This is a genomic window from Desulfogranum japonicum DSM 18378, from assembly GCF_000429945.1.
Taxonomy (GTDB): Bacteria; Desulfobacterota; Desulfobulbia; order Desulfobulbales; family Desulfobulbaceae; genus Desulfogranum; species Desulfogranum japonicum.
Map to the genome: position 1 here is coordinate 25288 of NZ_AUCV01000019.1, position 16576 is coordinate 41863.

Genomic DNA, 16576 nt, shown 5'->3' on the forward strand with positions numbered 1-16576 from the left:
TTTCATGATCTCATTATTCGCTTCCCTTCGGGGAGATAGAGCAGGCATCATTCTGCTTATTCTACTTTTACTGGCCACGGTGGCAGTGCCTGTCTGCAACCTCGTCGTTCCGGAAAACAGCCCGGTACACATCTCGACCTTTACCATGGCTCTATTGGGGAAATATCTTTGCTATGCCCTGTTAGCCATTTCCGTAGACCTCGTCTGGGGATATCTGGGTATACTCAGCCTGGGGCATGGGGCTTTTTTTGCTCTCGGTGGCTATGCCATGGGGATGTACCTGATGCGCCAGATCGGGGATAGGGGTGTTTACGGAAACCCTCTGCTTCCGGACTTCATGGTATTTCTCAACTGGAAAGATCTTCCCTGGTTCTGGCATGGGTTTGACATGTTCTGGTTTACCCTGCTCATGGTCCTGATTGTCCCTGCCCTCCTCGCCATAGTCGTTGGATGGTTTGCCTTTCGATCAAGAGTGACAGGCGTATACCTGTCCATTATCACCCAGGCTATGACCTATGCACTGATGCTTGCCTTTTTCAGAAATGAAATGGGCTTTGGCGGCAACAACGGACTCACTGATTTCAAAGATTTACTTGGATTTTCACTGCAATCCGACTCCACCCGTGCAGGCCTGTTTATTGCTTCTGCTCTGGCCCTTGCCTTTGGGTATATCTCCTGCCGATATATCACACGCAGCCGTCTTGGCCAGGCAGCATTGGCCATCCGAGATCAGGAAGCACGCCTGCGTTTTATCGGTTATCGTGTTGAAAATATCAAATTATGGATATTTACCTTTTCCGCCATGCTCGCCGGACTTGCCGGAGCTCTTTACGTCCCTCAGGTCGGAATCATAAATCCAACCGAATTTTCCCCGCTCAACTCCATTGAGATGGTAGTCTGGGTGGCGGTAGGTGGTCGTGCGACCCTTTATGGAGCAGCAGTGGGTGCCTTGCTGGTTAATTATGCCAAAAGTTTTCTTACAGTCACCTTTCCGGATGCCTGGCTTTTCGGACTTGGAGCCATTTTTGTATTGGTTACACTGTTTCTTCCCAAAGGTGTTGCCGGATTATTTAAAAAGCAGGAGGCTCACCGATGATCAGCAGTAGCTCCCTTCGTTCACTGCTCAACAGAGAGGAAGTTTTTCCCTTTCTCGTTCCGGACATTCCCCCTGAGCTTGATTTAAGCCATGGAGTTATTCTGTACCTGGAAGGGATAAGTGTCAGTTTTGATGGATTCAAGGCCATCAATGACCTGAACCTGTACATTGATGATGGCGAATTACGTTGCATAATAGGCCCCAACGGTGCCGGAAAAACAACCATGATGGATATCATCACCGGTAAAACACGCCCAGACATCGGGTCTGCCTGGTTTGGGCAGGGAATAAACCTCCTTAAACTGGATGAACCTGAAATTGCTGCCAAAGGTATTGGTCGAAAATTCCAAAAGCCTACTGTTTTTGAAGAGCATACAGTCCATACCAACCTTGAGCTGGCCATGGCCGGAGACAAATCGGTATGGAAAACCCTGAAGGCAAAACTTTCAAGCGAGCAGAAAGACTCGATTTATGAAGTCGCAACCCTTATTGGACTCAAAGAACAAATCAGGACAAGGGCAGGTTCCCTTTCCCATGGCCAGAAACAGTGGCTTGAAATTGGCATGCTTCTCATGCAGAGCCCCAAACTGCTGCTCATCGACGAACCGGTGGCAGGTATGACCCAACAGGAAATGGAACGAACAGCAGAGTTGCTTACCACTTTAAGCGGCCAACATTCGGTTATCGTTGTGGAGCATGACATGGATTTCGTCCGTTCCATCGCCCGCAAAGTGTCTGTACTCCACCAGGGATCCATCCTGGCGGAAGGAACCATGGATGAAGTACAGAACAATCAACAGGTTGTGGAAGTGTATCTTGGAGAATAGCATGTTACAGATCGAACAACTCAATCAGTACTATGGAGAAAGCCACACCCTCTGGGATATTGAGCTTCAGGTACCTGCAGGTCAGTGCACGGCACTGATGGGACGCAACGGTGTGGGAAAAACCACCCTGCTTTCCTGTATTATGGGACATCAAGCCATTGCATCAGGCAGCATACTCCTGCAAGATCAGCCGCTACATAAACTTGCAGTTGAAAAACGTGCTGCACTTGGAGTAGGATATGTCCCCCAGGGACGACAAATTTTTCCACTACTCACGGTCCGGGAAAACCTGGAAATAGGTTTAAAAAGCGGACGAAAAAAACAACAGGCCATTCCTGAGTTGATCTTTGAACTCTTTCCTGTATTGCATGAAATGCTGAACAGGAGAGGTGGGGATCTTTCCGGTGGACAACAGCAGCAACTTGCCATTGGCAGAGCCCTGGTCCTTGATCCTCAATTGCTTATACTTGATGAACCCACCGAGGGCATCCAACCGAATATTGTCCAGGAAATCGGTGATATCATCCAAAGACTTAAAAGTGAACTGGGCATGACCATCCTGCTGGTAGAACAAAAGTTAAAATTTGTCAGGGCCATTGCCGACCGATTTGCCATACTGGACCGTGGGCGCGCCATGGCTTCCGGAGACATCGACACACTGAACGAAAACCTGATCCGCGAATATCTTACAGTTTAATGGGCACAGCCAAACAACAGCACAGTGAGGGCTGGCGGGCTTCTTTGAACCTCGCTTTTGAACATAGAGGTAACACCACTGTCCTTGCGGAAAACAGGCATCAGGGCCCGCTCATGGTACAACGCCCTCTTTACCCGGAACAAAAGGTATGCCACGTCTGTATCCTCCACCCGCCAGGTGGAGTGGTTGGCGGTGATGCATTACATATCGAAACCTCTTCCGAACCGCACAGCCACGCACTGATAACCACTCCGGGTGCGACAAAATTTTATCGTTCAAACGGGCTTACAGCACACCAGAACACCCAGCTTTCCATAAACGGGGGAAACCTGGAATGGTTTCCACAGGATACCATACTTTTCCCAGGAGCCCATGCACGAATACAAACCAGGGTAGACCTGGAACAGGAAGGACAATTCATGGGCTGGGAAGTTGTAAGCCTTGGCCTTCCCACCCAGAACAGAGCGTTTGACCACGGAAGCCTGACCAACTCATTTTGCCTGTACAGAAATAACGCCCCTGTCTTCATCGATCGACTGCAGATCGAAACAGCAGATCAGTTAAACAGCCTGACAGGTTTACACGGTTATCCGGTAAACGGGCTTTTTCTGGCAACCAACGCAAATCAGTCTCTGGTTCATAAAGCCAGGGAGTCCCTCCCCCTCCTTAACGGTGCCATGATATCTGTAACCCTGGCCGGCGAAATTCTGGTGGCAAGATACCTGGGATTCTCAACCTTTGAAGCCAGGACTATTTTTCAACATATCTGGACCAGCCTGAGGCCGGCCCTTTTTAACTGTGAAGCCTGTCCGCCAAGAATCTGGACGACATAATGCAACCACTGCAAGGATACTACTTATGGAACTGACACCAAGAGAAAAGGATAAGCTCCTGCTATTTACAGCTGCGCTTCTGGCTGAACGCCGTAAAGAAAAAGGCCTTAAACTCAACTATCCCGAGGCTGTCGCGTATATCAGTGGAGCTATACTGGAAGGAGCCAGAGAAGGCAAGACCGTGGCAGAACTCATGGCCTATGGCCGGACCCTTTTGACCAGGGATGATGTCATGGATGGAATAGCTGAGATGGTTGAAGAAGTGCAGGTTGAAGCTACTTTTCCAGATGGAACCAAGCTCGTTACGGTCCATACCCCCATAGTCTGAATGATAAGGAGCAGCTGATGATACCAGGAGAGATACGTACGGCTGAAGGTGAAATCGAACTGAACCAGGGACGAAGCACTGTGAGCATAACCGTGGAAAACAACGGAGATCGTCCCATACAGGTCGGATCCCACTACCATTTTTATGAAACCAATCCAGCTCTGCAGTTTGACAGAGAAAAAAGCAAAGGGTTTCGTTTAAATATTGCTGCTGGAACCGCAGTTCGATTTGAACCCGGACAGCAGAGACAGGTTGAGTTGGTTGCCTTTGCAGGTGAACGGAAAATCTATGGTTTTAATGCTCAGGTTATGGGCAAGGTGGAGGACTGATTATGGTACGGATTTCAAGAAAGGCATATGCGGAAATGTTCGGCCCCACCACCGGCGACAGAGTGCGCCTGGCTGATACTGAACTGTGGCTGGAAGTGGAAGAAGACCGTACCATATACGGCGATGAGGTAAAATTCGGCGGTGGCAAGGTTATCCGAGATGGAATGGGACAAAGCCAGAAATGCGGGGCTCAAGTAGCTGATACTGTCATTACCAATGCACTCATCGTTGACCATTGGGGAATAATCAAAGCTGACATCGGTATCAAAAATGGCCGTATCAGTGGTATAGGCAAAGCAGGCAATCCAGACATTCAGCCAGGAGTTGACATTATTATCGGTCCTGGAACTGAAGCCATTGCCGGAGAAGGCTCCATTGTCACTGCTGGTGGAATCGATGCACATATCCATTTCATCTGTCCCCAACAGATTGAAGAAGCTCTGACCAGTGGTGTAACCACCATGATTGGAGGGGGAACAGGTCCAGCCACCGGAACAAATGCGACAACATGCACGCCAGGGCCATGGAACATTCACCGAATGCTTCAGGCTGCCGATGTGTTTCCCATGAATCTGGGTTTTCTTGGTAAAGGGAATGCCAGCCTGCCAGAGGCCCTGGAAGAACAGGTTCTTGCAGGAGCCATGGGGCTAAAACTTCATGAAGATTGGGGCACAACCCCTGCCTCCATAGACAACTGCCTCACTGTGGCGGATAAGATGGATATTCAGGTGGCAATTCATACTGACACGTTGAATGAATCCGGATTTGTGGAACAGACCATGGCTGCATTCAAGGATAGAACCATTCACACCTATCACACAGAGGGTGCAGGTGGAGGCCATGCGCCTGATATCATACGTGCATGTGGTAAAGCCAACGTACTGCCTTCATCGACAAATCCGACCAGGCCATACACCATCAATACCATAGACGAGCACCTGGACATGCTCATGGTCTGCCATCACCTTGATCCCAAAATTGCCGAAGACGTGGCTTTTGCTGAATCCCGTATCAGAAGGGAAACCATTGCTGCTGAAGACATTCTCCATGATATGGGAGGATTCTCCATGATTGCCTCAGATTCCCAGGCAATGGGAAGAGTCGGTGAGGTAATTATCCGCACCTGGCAAACCGCTCACAAGATGAAGGTGCAGCGTGGAAGCCTGCCTGAGGATCCGATGGAGAACGATAACTTTCGAATTAAACGATATATTGCCAAATACACCATTAACCCTGCTATTTCCCATGGAATTGCCCATGAAGTGGGTTCCATCGAGGTAGGGAAACTTGCTGACCTGGTCGTGTGGAAACCCATGCATTTTGGCGTGAAACCAAGCCTTATTCTGAAAGGCGGTATGATTGCATCCGCACCCATGGGCGATGCCAACGCATCTATTCCTTCTCCGCAACCCGTGCACTATCGCCCAATGTTCGGCAGTTATGGGCAGGCTGCCAAAGCCACCAGTATGACGTTTCTTTCCAAAGCTGCCCTGGAATCTGGAATAGGTTCGTCTCTTGGACTGCAATCGATTTTAGCTGCATGTTCAAAGTGTCGTTCAATCGGTAAAAAGGATATGATCCACAACAGCTACCAGCCGCTTATTGAAGTTGATCCTCAGACCTATGAAGTTCGCGCCGATGGCCAGCTTCTGTTATGTGAACCCGCCAAGGTACTCCCCATGGCACAACGCTATTTCCTCTTTTAATCATGCTTACCTTTACGACAAAAACCACCCCCGCGTCAGCCCCCTGGACAACGCTCACTCTCCCCTGGGATCTGCGGTTGAAAAGTCGAATCAAAGTCACCCTGGACAACGGTGTAGAAGCCGGGATCATCCTTCCCAGAGGAACCGTACTCAGAGGGGGGGATGTGCTTCAGGCAGAGGATACCATCATTGCAGTCATTGCCGCACCTGAACTAATCTCAATCGTTCGCTGCGAGGACCCGCTGCTCTTTGCCAGGATCTGTTATCATCTTGGAAACAGACATGTGCCCCTGCAAATTGACCAGGGAGAAGCAAGATATCAACATGATCATGTCTTAGATGACATGGTAAAAGGCTTGGGAGCTGAAGTGTTTTCAGACTCCCTTCCTTTTGAGCCCGAACATGGAGCATATGGATCACACGCCGAACACGGACACCACCATGCCCATTAATCCGGCAGCACATGTAGCTCTTCTCCAACTTGTCAGTCCATCTCTGCCAACAGGTGCTTTCAGTTATTCCCAGGGGCTGGAATGGGCCATTGAACAAGACTGGGTTCATGACAGCACATCCCTTGCAACCTGGCTCAAAGAATCATTGCATGGCCCTCTTGCGAAGGTCGACTTGCCCATCCTCATGCGAATGGCTGAAGCATACCATAAAAGAGATTCCGCAGCCCTGTCACATTGGTGCAAAACGCTGCTTGCCTGCAGAGAAACCTTTGAACTACGTGAGGAAGAAATAAACAGGGGGAAAGCGATGTGCTCACTTCTCAAGGGACTTGACCTGCTGCCAGAGTGGGTTGAACCATCCTTGCTTGAACAAAGCCAACTGGCAGGCTTCGTCTGTGCTACTGTAAGCTGGCAGGTAGACATTGAAACGGCAGCAACAGGATACTGCTGGAGTTGGCTGGAAAATCAAGTCCTTGCCGGGATAAAAACCATCCCGCTTGGCCAAACCGAGGGACAGCGCATCCTCATGAAGCTACGTACACATATTGCGCCTGTCGTAAAAAGTGCAATACAAATACAAGACGAACAAATTGGCAGCTCATCGCCTGCATTGGCCATGGCATCCAGTTTGCACGAAACCCAATATACCAGACTTTATCGTTCCTAATTACTCCATGACACACACAAAACACACTCTGCGAGTTGGAGTCGGCGGCCCTGTTGGCTCAGGCAAAACAGCTCTCCTTGAACAGCTCTGCAGCCGCCTGTCGATAAAATACCAGCTGGCTGTGGTAACCAATGATATTTACACCAGGGAGGACCAGGAATTCCTCATACGCAGCAAGGTCCTGCCTTCAGAGCGTATCATGGGGGTGGAAACAGGAGGGTGCCCCCATACAGCCATTCGTGAAGATGCATCCATGAATCTGGCAGCTATTGATGAACTGCAAAAACGCTTCCCCCAACTGGATCTCATCCTTGTTGAAAGTGGGGGAGATAACCTGAGCGCGACATTCAGCCCAGAACTGGCAGATTTGACAATATATGTCATTGATGTTGCTGCTGGAGACAAAATTCCGCGTAAAGGCGGCCCAGGCATAACCAGATCCGATTTGCTGGTTATCAATAAGATTGATCTCGCACCCTTCGTGGGTGCATCACTGGATGTGATGGACAAGGATAGCAGGAAGATGCGAAAAGAACGCCCCTTTGTTTTTGCAAATATGAAAACCGGCCAAGGCCTTGAAGAAATCATCACGTTTATTGAACGTGAAGGCATGCTGCCATAACAGGCCCAGAACAATCCAGCTGCACGTGCTACATCATTATGTCTCAGGTCAGTATAAATGAAGCAGAAATATGGGGAATCGACCAATAGTCTCCCGGGCTGAATACCTGCCGAGTCTGCCTAACCCACTCTAATGAAAACAGGGTGATTGCCTCACAAAGACAATCGCCCTGTATGTATCACAGCACCTGAACCACTTACGAAAAACCCAGACTAGGATTCTTGTGTGGGACTGTTTTTTAATTCAGTAATTTTTGCCTCCAACTTGACGATAAGTCCCTGAAAATCTTCTTTTCGCAATATTTCCTGAAACTGTTCCAGATAATTACGAATCAGGCTTACCCCCTCGACAACCACATCATAAATCAACCATTTTCCCTCTCGATCAATCAAAATATACGAGACAGGGATCTGAGTGTCGCCATCAAGGAACAACGTTTTGACCTCAGCCCTTTTTCCACGAATCCTCTGGTCCAAAAACTCTATACGCTGACCCGAATATCTGTCTATCTGTCTCACATATGCATATTTCAATAACTCTGTAAAGGTATCAACAAACTTGGACTTCTCCTGGGCTGACAGTGACCGCCATCGGGACCCCAATACCCGCTTGGACATCTCCTCAAAGTCAAAACCATCGCGGGCAATCTCCATTACTCTATCAACTTTTTCTTCATTACTGTGATGAGCTGAAGAGGAATCAGTTAATATATCAGTGACCTTATCAATCAGAGGACGCAATTGATCTGTCGGGTCCTGGGTGGCAGCACCGACCTGTACAGCAAGGCTCAATGAGCATGGCAAAACAATCATGAGCAAAACAAAGAGTCTTCGCCTCATTTTTATCTCCTCGTTATTACATGCGAACATGCATTTTCCATTATTTTTATCAGCAATATATTGAGAAACTCTGCATATTGTCTGAAAACGATAGTCCAATTATAGCAACAAATGTTCCAAGGGGTACGAAAACCTTTTTTGATGAACATGGACTTCGATTTCAACGCGACCCGAAATTACCCCAAACCGGGCACATGCTTAAATACACAGAAACAGTAAAATACACAAACTGAATACAAATCAGGTCCTTTTTCTCAAACACCAGATTTTCGAAACAACTTGCGATAATTCTACTTTATAGAGACAACGGTTACATAAGTTCTTTCCTGGAAGAAGATTAACTTTTTCCATGGCAACCATTTTATTACAACGGTCGCATCGAACAAGATGACATATTAACGCATCCATCTTCCTTACCACTCTACAGATTCTCCCCCGGATACACACAATCAATCTCCGCGCAAATCCCGGGGTAACGGAAGCTGCACAAGCAAAATCATTGCTTTGGCCACTGCTCGTGCAGCATGTTGATACAATTCTTGGTCAATATATTCCTTTCCTTGCAGCAGGCAGAAAGTATCTTCTGCCGCTGAATAGAAAAATATTTGAGCATGGAGTAAATCCATCCATATATCAGCCTCTTCATCGGTTGCCGATGGCTTAATTCTTTTGAACACGGCACGAGTCGCCAAGATATCCGGCATGAACAACTGCTCAGAAATCCTGGGCATGGCGGATGAAGGGTTAACGACTTCACGCACAAGTATCTTTCGCTCCCATTGTTTTCTTTCCGGCCTGAAATAATCATGAAAGGTGCGAAACACAACCATGCGGATCAATTCTGCCAGGCCTTCGGGAGACTCCATAAGGGCTGAATTTTCCTGTAAAGCATCAGCAAAGCCATTGGTTTTTTTGGCCCCCATAGCTCTCCGGCATGCTTCGATATATAAATTTTCTTTGGTCCCGAAATGGTAATGAATGCTTCCCAGGGTAACGTTGGCCCTCTCAGCAATTGCCCGAGTACTGACCCCATCAAAGCCAAATTCCGCAAATAATTTACCTGCTGTAAGAATCAGCGTCTCTTTCGTGTCCAGTGTACGTTCCTCCCTTATTTACACACCAAAGCCTTTCTGGATCTTAAACTTTCATTTGACCTAGAAATTTAGTCATTTGACCAAAAAATGTCAACAGTATTTTAAAGGCGACAGATCAGACGGTTGCCTATACTGTAATTTGGTCTTTGCCGCTCTCTTACATCTACCCACTCCTATACGCGAGAACAAGCTGATGTGCACAGCTCAATTCATAAAACCATTCTCCCCCAGGTATTATTCCAGATTTATGAAAAAAAAATTCGCTAATCCGTCCTAAAGAAAACTGTATCCACAGCATTAAAAAATACAAAACATTAACTTATTGTTATTATTGCGACAATAAACTGAAAATCAATGGCACGCTGTTTGCTTTAGATAAAAGCACTAAGACGATTATTACTCATTTCAAAAAAGGAGAAGTGAAATGAAAAAGAAAATATTGACGGCTGTAGCAATCGGAGCAATGGGATTGGGGTTGGCACAAAACGCTTCTGCAGCCAGCTATGCTGACGTGGTATTCATGGTCGATCAATCGGGCAGTATGGGTGATGAGTTCGGTTGGATCAGCAACAGCATCAGTACCATTGCCTCATCTATCTCTTCAGCAGGCATTACAGCAAACTACGGAATCGCTGGTTATGAGTACTATGCTGGCACCGAAAGTTCTTCCAATGTTTTCCAAGATCTTACATCAGATATCAGTCTTGTAATTTCAGAGGCAAACGCTGCAGGTTCAAGTTTGTACGGGTATCAGGAAAGAGGCTATCATGCGGCAGAATGGTCCACAAACGGGTTCAACTGGTCAGGCGGTGATTATGCAAAAGTCCTGATTCTGCTTACCGATGAAGAAGGTGATCAATACAGTGGTATCAGTGAGACAGATCTGGGTTCTCTTATGACGACCAGTGGTATATTGCTCAATGTAATCACGTATCAATACTATTTTAATCAATGGGATGATGCTGTTTTCTCCACCACTGATGGGTATCACGGATTATTTGATCTTTCTTACCTGCAAAGTAACCCCACAGCATTCACAGCAGACTTTACCGCTGCAAAACTGACTGAAATTCAGAACTACAACCCAACAGTTCCCGAACCAACCACCATGCTGTTGTTCGGAGCTGGCCTGGCTGGACTCGCTGCAGTAAGCAGAAGAAAAAAATAAACGAGACCTCAAGCCAAATCATTAGCATTTCCTGTTGTAAGTGGGCTTGTATGAACAAGCCCACTCTTTTATATACACTGCTCACTCTCAATTCGATTTCACTGCAGACTATTCATCGCTTACTTCATCGTTTATTTCATCGCTTACAATTACGGGTTTTAGGTCTTTAAGATTTTTCCGCATAAGCGAAATAGATTTTTCTGGTTCAAACAATTCTAACCTGTAAAAGCATGCCGACGTATTCTTAGGTCCCTGTTTTTTCCCGAACTTCACGGGCTATGGCATGCCCGAAAGCAAATGCTTTTCACATCCGGGAGAAAAACAAGAAGAAAAAGTGCTAATCGTATTCCCGCAGCACTGGCAACGCCGAATGAAATCACCTTTTCCGCCAAAATCTCTTAAAAACTCATCAAACCAAGTTTATGGTAACTTGTGAACATCTTCTTCAAGGGCTTGCTCTCCCCCCTGTTTAATCAGCTCTGCAGCGGCACCAGCTTCAACGGCCTGTTTTATCTGATCCGGTGACGGCTGATTCTGCCCGTTCTGGGGGACCTCGACAATAACTTTACGGTGGGCATAATGAATGTCTTTGGCAGCCAGAGCCTCTGTGATTCTACGAAAAGCCTCCCTGCGTATTAAAAACTGCCGCCCCGGTTTCGCGGTAAACTTCACCCGGATAACCATGACTGAGTTGGTAATCTCATACACACCCTGGGACTTGACCGGTAAAATAAAATCCGGACCGAGTTCTTCATCCAGCAGCATGGCCTGGCCGACTCTTTTGATAATCTTACGTACTTTTTCCACATCAGTATCATAGGGAAATTCAAGGTTGAATTTCACCACAATACCACCGCGCATATAGTTGGTTATGGAACCAAGCTCGCTATGGGGAACAATCTGCAACATGCCTCTGTGGTGTCGAAGCATGACGTTACGTAAGGTTATATTTTCCACAGAGCCTTTAACAGTCCCAGCTTCTATGTACTCTCCAACGCGAAAGGCATCATCTAGCAGATAAAAAATCCCAGAGAATACATCACTGACCAGCTTCTGAGCTCCAAACCCTACCGCGAGTCCAATGACGCCAGCACCGGCAAGAAGAGGACCTATATCTATACCTATTGCAGACAAAATTATCATGGTCACCATCACCATGAGACTCATTGCCACCATTTTCCGTATAAGTGGAAGCAGAGTGTAGCTGCGCCCAAAGTTTCTGACATTGCCGAATTCACCGCCATCATCCTCAGGGACGTCTTCCTCTTCCGGCATGGATTCTGCTATTTTGCGTTCAATAAACCGGGAAGTGAAACGCCAGACAAAGAGAGCCAGAGCCAGGGTTACTAAAATATCAAATGCTGCGTCTACAATTGCATATCCATAAGGAAAAGGGTACCCCCACAAACTGAGCAGCCATATAGCCAGGATAAAAAAGATGAAGAGGCGAACTGCCTGTGTAAGGAGACGACGAATGGTATCAATGCGCTCTTCCGGAGGACGATAGTCTTCACCCAGGGCCTTTTTCTTTTTTTCTTCTTCTTCCTGATCCGGTTGTATTTCCAATGCTTCGACAATATTACCGATAACCCAGAACCCCAAGCGATCAATGACTAAAAAAATAGGAACAATCAGTAAACTGATAATTAAGGCTCCGTTATTCCTGATTTCTCCAGAAAAGACAGAATTTATCCACACCAACCAGACGACAAACAGATATAACAGTGCAAGAATATGCCAAAATTGAGCCATCTGCCTGCGAGCCCATGAAATCCCTCCCCCATGCTCACTGATGATCGCCCGGACAACAGTATCTTTGCAAAACACCATGCCCCCGCCAAGAAAAACAATCAACAGGGTCCCAACCAGCACCAACAGCGCTTGATAGCCGGGCCTGATTCCTCCCAGTTCTTTCAAGAAGGTAAACAGCAAGAGCCCAACGGACAGGTACCAGACCAGGAAGCGTAATCCCTTGTAGAGGGATTTGGCCAGATGATCATCAATGGCAAGCATACGAAGATTTGGATGATCAGGAGCACAAAGAAAACGCATTATTAGCGACATGCCTCTGCCAAGTGCAATGGCCAGCAGACACGCCATAAATGCCATGCGGACAGCAGACTGTTCAACGCCAAGAAGAAAAAAGGTACAAAAAGCTGTTAAGGTAAAGATCAGCAGATGCACCACAGCAGGTAACAGGACCAGACAGGCCGCAATCAGACGACCTCCCCCAAGCTCGTCACTTGCCTTGACTTCCGGGAACTGCAATGTTGCATTTCCCGTTACACGATGGAAATAGTATTCCACACCACAAGATGCGACAAGTATCGCCACAATCAGGGCCAGCTGAAGTGCAAAACCAGCAACGGTTCCATCGCCCACCTGCAGAAACGCAGCAGCAACATCTGCTGGAATGCGTTTCATAGCAGCTGCGAATCCTGCAGCACCATCACCATCTTCAATATCTTCAAACGTGACACCTTGCAATATATGCAGCAAACCCTGTATATATGTGAACACGTTCTTCTCTGCAACCTGATGATTTTGTGAAGGCTGCAGCTTTTGCTGTAGTTCCTGCCGAAGGACCTCGCGTACCTGTTGGTCATCCATGGTTGCAAGTACACTATCAAGTTGAGCCTGATCCTGCACGAAATCCAACGCTTGCACACGTTCACTCTCCGCCAAGGATTGGGCTGACGCAAGATCAATACTTGTAAAAATTTGTACGACAAAAAGAAGCAACACAACGCTGTGTTTCAATCTCCCTCCCTGTATCATCTGTCCCTCCTTTTGTCTTTTCATGGATCACGGATAGCTGGTTAATGCCTGTCCATAATGAAGGAACAGGTAAAGCAAAGACTTCAAGCAGATCATTTGCAGAGGGGCGCTGGTCAATGTTTAATGGGCCCTTCCTTCCAATGTGGCGAGCTGCAAAGCCCCCCATCTTCCGGCAATACCAATCCTTCAGCAACGCCAGTAGCTTTTTCGATTCTGGCCAGGCTGACCAGATACCCATAATAAGCAGAAACAAGACTGGTTCTCGCTGCAGAGAGATTAAGCTGAGCATCGTTGAACTCTATCATATCGTTCAGACCAGCTTTATAACGACCTTCGGCTAAATCAAGGTTTTCCAGGGCAAGTATCAACGTTTCATCGGCCAGGGTAACGCTCTGACTATTTTCTTCTGCCCGCAGATAACTCTCCGTAACCTCCTGGGTAACAGCGAGTTCAAGCTCATGCATGCCAGCCTGGAGTTCACGGAATCTGGATTTGGCTTCCACCATCTCCCCTTGGGTACGAAAGCCTGAAAACAACTCCCAGGTTAGACCAACCCCTAGACTCCATTGATCACGCAGGGACGAAAGATCTGTTTCATAATCATCATATCGGCCCTTGGCCTGCAGGGATGGAAGAAATTGTCCTTTGACCTGACGAACCTTCGCCTGGGCAGCATTCACAAGAAACTGCACCTGTTGCATATCTGGCCGATTTTCGACAGCAGTTGTAAGGAGAGTGTCAAGGGAAGTGGACATGGCAGGCCTTTTTTGGGCGAGCAGATGAAGAGGCTGATGTTCGAATACCACCTCATAAGCATCCTGTTTCGAATTGCTCCCTAAAGCCCTGTTAAGCGATACCAGGGCTGACTTCAGATTCGACTGTGCCTGTACAAGCTCCAGCCTCGCATTTGAGAGGTTTACCTGGGCATTGGTAACATCCACCCGGGTACGAACCCCGGCCTCATAATACCGTTTGGCACGGTGCAGGTGTTTTTCGTAATTGGTTACAGTTTCCCGGCTCACCTCAACGAGTTGTTGTTTTTCCAAAACATTATAAAACGCCTCTTTGGCCAGGAGGATGACATCTAAAAAGGATTGCTGAAGGTTAGCATTGGTGGCAAGCAGGGAAAATTTACCGGCATCAATGGCCCCGGTAGTTTTTCCAAAATCATAAATCAACTGAGAAAGGGCAATTGAACCGTGCCCGACATTGTCTTCATCTTCAGGGGTCAGGCCGTCAATGGACTGCCGTCCATAATCAGCACCAAGGGAGACCTGCGGCAGATAGGCTGAGCGTGCCTGCTGCAAAACCCCTTCTCCCTGCCGACATTGCTGGAGGGCGACATCAATACTCGGATTGTGCTGTAACGCAAGTTGAACCGCTTTATCCAATGAGAGCTCATCAGGGGCTGCAAAGGTAATCTGCAACGGTACTCCCATCAGGCACATCAACAGTAAACATCCCAATCGTCTGAATTGCATCGTGCTCTCTCCAACTGAAGATATGGTAACATTTGCAAGGTACCACAGAACTGTAATACCAAAAAACAGGGAAACCAGCTGACCACTGTATCATCATTCAAACACAGGTATGGAGAAATCCAAAACACTATTTTATTACAGGAATTTCTTTTTATCCTTGTGGTGATCGCATCAGTCTACTAGACTAGTGTATTACAGACAATTTCTTTTCCTGACAAGGTTTTCGATAGCTTCTCGCTGGCACATCATCTTCTTATGATGTGTTGTAACGACATTATACGGTCAGCCTGATTCAACACTTCCGGTAACTTTTTTGCAAGGCAGCTGGAGGGTTTCATCTGACCTCCTCAGTGAGAGCTTGAAGCATTACATTACTGTGCAGATATACAAAGCCCGTGCAGGCTTGGCAGTTACGTGTAATCTGTTTCTTTTATCCTTTTTACAGCTTTGGTTGGGGTGTTTCCATGCAATGTCTCCGCAAGCTTGTTCTCTCCCTGTTTCTCTTTGCTTCTCTCTCTGCCTGTAATGAAAATCAGCAGGCAGAACAAAAGCCTCAACAACCGCCTCCGATGCCGGTTGAAGTCATCACAGTCAAACAAGAAAATATTCCCATCTGGCTTGAATACACCGGCAAAACAGAGGCAACCCGACGAATTGAAGTCCGTGCCCGCATAGGCGGACGCCTGGAACAGGTCACGTTCAATGAAGGTGATGTGGTCGAACAGGGACAGATACTTTTTGTCATCGAAAAAGACAGCTATGAGGCTGCCCTAGCCAAGGCAAAAGCTACCCTGCAAAAAAACAAGGCATCCCTCGCCCTGGCCAAAGCCGATGTCGCCCGCTACAAACCTCTGGTTGCAGAAGGCCTGGCACCCCGGGCGACTCTTGAACAATATATAGCCAGGCAGGGAGAACTTGAAGCCATCATCATAGGAGATGAAGCAGCCATACGCGATGCCCGGCTCAATCTTGACTATACTGAAGTAGTAGCCCCTGTTACCGGCAGGATAAGCCGTAAGCTCGTTGATGTGGGGAATATTGTCGGGTACGGTGAGACCACCCTGCTTACCACGATCATTGTCGACAACCCCATCTACAGTTATTTCAACCCAACAGAAGAAGAATTCCAGATAATGCGGCAATACAGGGACAAGGATTCCATGGATGCCCGGGTTCGAGTACCTGATACAATGGCTCAAATAGTCAATCGCCCGCATTTCACCGGCCATGTAGATTTCACAGACAATAAGGTTGACCCCATGACAGGTACCATTACCATGCGGGCCATCATTGATAACCCTGAACATTTCTTACTGGAAGGAACATTCGTCTACACGGAAATTTTCCTGACCGGTAAAAGTTCTTTTATTACCATCCCACCTGAAGTTGTGTTCGACGACCAATTGGGCAGCTATGTGTATACTGTTGGAGAACAGAATACAGCCACGAAAACCTATATAGAGCGAGGCCATGACAATCGATATATGCTGGTGGTTCAGAAAGGTCTAGATGAAGGTACCCGGGTCATCATAAATGGTCTTGCCAGATTGCAGGAAGGAATCAGGGTTGAGCCTGACGATGTCACCGATACAAAAAGCGTTCTGGCTGTCTTTAAAGAAAAGGGTATGATCCCGAAATAACCCGACATCCCACTCCCTA

At 47.4% G+C, this 16576-nt stretch carries 16 protein-coding genes and 1 pseudogene; 12 read left to right on the plus strand and 5 right to left on the minus strand.

Going from position 1 to position 16576, the window contains the following annotated elements; all coding sequences use genetic code 11:
* Nucleotides 1–4: 4 nt before the first annotated feature.
* The 10 genes from urtC to ureG are packed head-to-tail and all read left to right on the plus strand — an operon-like array spanning nucleotide 5 to nucleotide 7557.
* The gene (urtC, locus tag G493_RS0110070; protein ID WP_035274168.1) at nucleotides 5–1096 is read left to right on the plus strand and encodes an urea ABC transporter permease subunit UrtC; all 1092 of its coding nucleotides are present in this window, start codon (nucleotides 5–7) and stop codon (nucleotides 1094–1096) included.
* Nucleotides 1093–1923 (plus strand): urea ABC transporter ATP-binding protein UrtD, encoded by an 831-nt coding sequence (gene urtD / locus G493_RS0110075; protein ID WP_028580275.1) that lies wholly within the window; start codon nucleotides 1093–1095, stop codon nucleotides 1921–1923. Before urtC ends, urtD begins: the two co-directional genes overlap by 4 nt.
* 1 nt (nucleotide 1924) lies before the next feature.
* Complete coding sequence (urtE, locus tag G493_RS0110080; protein WP_028580276.1) at nucleotides 1925–2620, plus strand: urea ABC transporter ATP-binding subunit UrtE; 696 nt, start codon at nucleotides 1925–1927, stop codon at nucleotides 2618–2620.
* Nucleotides 2620–3453, plus strand: coding sequence for an urease accessory protein UreD (locus G493_RS0110085; RefSeq protein ID WP_028580277.1), 834 nt, complete (start codon nucleotides 2620–2622; stop codon nucleotides 3451–3453). Before urtE ends, G493_RS0110085 begins: the two co-directional genes overlap by 1 nt.
* A 25-nt stretch (nucleotides 3454–3478) precedes the next feature.
* Nucleotides 3479–3781, plus strand: coding sequence for an urease subunit gamma (ureA, locus tag G493_RS0110090; RefSeq protein ID WP_028580278.1), 303 nt, complete (start codon nucleotides 3479–3481; stop codon nucleotides 3779–3781).
* A 17-nt stretch (nucleotides 3782–3798) separates the two neighbouring features.
* Nucleotides 3799–4110, plus strand: a complete 312-nt coding sequence (locus G493_RS0110095; protein ID WP_028580279.1) for an urease subunit beta — start codon at nucleotides 3799–3801, stop codon at nucleotides 4108–4110.
* Between the two features lie 2 nt (nucleotides 4111–4112).
* Nucleotides 4113–5816 carry an urease subunit alpha gene (gene ureC, locus G493_RS0110100; RefSeq protein WP_028580280.1) on the plus strand — a complete coding sequence of 568 codons (1704 nt, stop codon included), beginning with the start codon at nucleotides 4113–4115 and terminating at the stop codon, nucleotides 5814–5816.
* A gap of 2 nt (nucleotides 5817–5818) precedes the next feature.
* Nucleotides 5819–6268: an urease accessory protein UreE gene (gene ureE, locus G493_RS0110105; protein WP_028580281.1), complete on the plus strand. Its 450-nt coding sequence runs from the start codon at nucleotides 5819–5821 to the stop codon at nucleotides 6266–6268.
* Nucleotides 6228–6935 (plus strand): urease accessory protein UreF, encoded by a 708-nt coding sequence (locus tag G493_RS0110110; protein WP_205623665.1) that lies wholly within the window; start codon nucleotides 6228–6230, stop codon nucleotides 6933–6935. Before ureE ends, G493_RS0110110 begins: the two co-directional genes overlap by 41 nt.
* Before the next feature lie 7 nt (nucleotides 6936–6942).
* Entirely contained in the window at nucleotides 6943–7557 is a 615-nt protein-coding gene (gene ureG, locus G493_RS0110115) for an urease accessory protein UreG (RefSeq protein WP_028580283.1), read from the plus strand.
* A 212-nt stretch (nucleotides 7558–7769) separates the two neighbouring features.
* Here the strand turns inward: ureG and G493_RS0110120 are convergent, their stop codons facing one another.
* The 3 genes and pseudogenes from G493_RS0110120 to G493_RS34810 form a co-directional block, all read right to left on the minus strand.
* The gene (locus G493_RS0110120) at nucleotides 7770–8396 is read right to left on the minus strand and encodes an MlaC/ttg2D family ABC transporter substrate-binding protein (protein ID WP_028580284.1); all 627 of its coding nucleotides are present in this window, start codon (nucleotides 8394–8396) and stop codon (nucleotides 7770–7772) included.
* A gap of 449 nt (nucleotides 8397–8845) precedes the next feature.
* Nucleotides 8846–9319 carry a CerR family C-terminal domain-containing protein gene (locus G493_RS0110125; protein WP_028580285.1) on the minus strand — a complete coding sequence of 158 codons (474 nt, stop codon included), beginning with the start codon at nucleotides 9317–9319 and terminating at the stop codon, nucleotides 8846–8848.
* 27 nt (nucleotides 9320–9346) lie between these two features.
* A pseudogene (locus G493_RS34810) lies at nucleotides 9347–9508 on the minus strand (TetR family transcriptional regulator); the annotation flags it as partial.
* Nucleotides 9509–9914: 406 nt separating this feature from the next.
* Between G493_RS34810 and G493_RS0110130 the strand changes: the two are divergent.
* Entirely contained in the window at nucleotides 9915–10658 is a 744-nt protein-coding gene (locus G493_RS0110130) for a VWA domain-containing protein (RefSeq protein WP_028580286.1), read from the plus strand.
* 420 nt (nucleotides 10659–11078) lie between these two features.
* Here the strand turns inward: G493_RS0110130 and G493_RS32065 are convergent, their stop codons facing one another.
* Together G493_RS32065 and G493_RS0110140 are read right to left on the minus strand one after the other, a co-directional pair.
* The gene (locus tag G493_RS32065) at nucleotides 11079–13436 is read right to left on the minus strand and encodes a mechanosensitive ion channel family protein (protein WP_051309199.1); all 2358 of its coding nucleotides are present in this window, start codon (nucleotides 13434–13436) and stop codon (nucleotides 11079–11081) included.
* 113 nt (nucleotides 13437–13549) lie between these two features.
* Complete coding sequence (locus G493_RS0110140; protein ID WP_028580287.1) at nucleotides 13550–14917, minus strand: TolC family protein; 1368 nt, start codon at nucleotides 14915–14917, stop codon at nucleotides 13550–13552.
* Nucleotides 14918–15381: 464 nt separating this feature from the next.
* Between G493_RS0110140 and G493_RS0110145 the strand changes: the two genes are divergently transcribed.
* Complete coding sequence (locus G493_RS0110145; RefSeq protein WP_028580288.1) at nucleotides 15382–16557, plus strand: efflux RND transporter periplasmic adaptor subunit; 1176 nt, start codon at nucleotides 15382–15384, stop codon at nucleotides 16555–16557.
* Nucleotides 16558–16576: the final 19 nt, after the last annotated feature.

Coding starts and splice junctions, on each gene's coding strand:
- urtC (WP_035274168.1), top strand. CDS start 5: ATGATCTCATTATTCGCTTCCCTTCGGGGAGATAGAGCAGGCATCATT.
- urtD (WP_028580275.1), top strand. CDS start 1,093: ATGATCAGCAGTAGCTCCCTTCGTTCACTGCTCAACAGAGAGGAAGTT.
- urtE (WP_028580276.1), top strand. CDS start 1,925: ATGTTACAGATCGAACAACTCAATCAGTACTATGGAGAAAGCCACACC.
- G493_RS0110085 (WP_028580277.1), top strand. CDS start 2,620: ATGGGCACAGCCAAACAACAGCACAGTGAGGGCTGGCGGGCTTCTTTG.
- ureA (WP_028580278.1), top strand. CDS start 3,479: ATGGAACTGACACCAAGAGAAAAGGATAAGCTCCTGCTATTTACAGCT.
- G493_RS0110095 (WP_028580279.1), top strand. CDS start 3,799: ATGATACCAGGAGAGATACGTACGGCTGAAGGTGAAATCGAACTGAAC.
- ureC (WP_028580280.1), top strand. CDS start 4,113: ATGGTACGGATTTCAAGAAAGGCATATGCGGAAATGTTCGGCCCCACC.
- ureE (WP_028580281.1), top strand. CDS start 5,819: ATGCTTACCTTTACGACAAAAACCACCCCCGCGTCAGCCCCCTGGACA.
- G493_RS0110110 (WP_205623665.1), top strand. CDS start 6,228: ATGGATCACACGCCGAACACGGACACCACCATGCCCATTAATCCGGCA.
- ureG (WP_028580283.1), top strand. CDS start 6,943: ATGACACACACAAAACACACTCTGCGAGTTGGAGTCGGCGGCCCTGTT.
- G493_RS0110120 (WP_028580284.1), bottom strand. CDS start 8,396: ATGAGGCGAAGACTCTTTGTTTTGCTCATGATTGTTTTGCCATGCTCA.
- G493_RS0110125 (WP_028580285.1), bottom strand. CDS start 9,319: ATGGGGGCCAAAAAAACCAATGGCTTTGCTGATGCTTTACAGGAAAAT.
- G493_RS0110130 (WP_028580286.1), top strand. CDS start 9,915: ATGAAAAAGAAAATATTGACGGCTGTAGCAATCGGAGCAATGGGATTG.
- G493_RS32065 (WP_051309199.1), bottom strand. CDS start 13,436: ATGATACAGGGAGGGAGATTGAAACACAGCGTTGTGTTGCTTCTTTTT.
- G493_RS0110140 (WP_028580287.1), bottom strand. CDS start 14,917: ATGCAATTCAGACGATTGGGATGTTTACTGTTGATGTGCCTGATGGGA.
- G493_RS0110145 (WP_028580288.1), top strand. CDS start 15,382: ATGCAATGTCTCCGCAAGCTTGTTCTCTCCCTGTTTCTCTTTGCTTCT.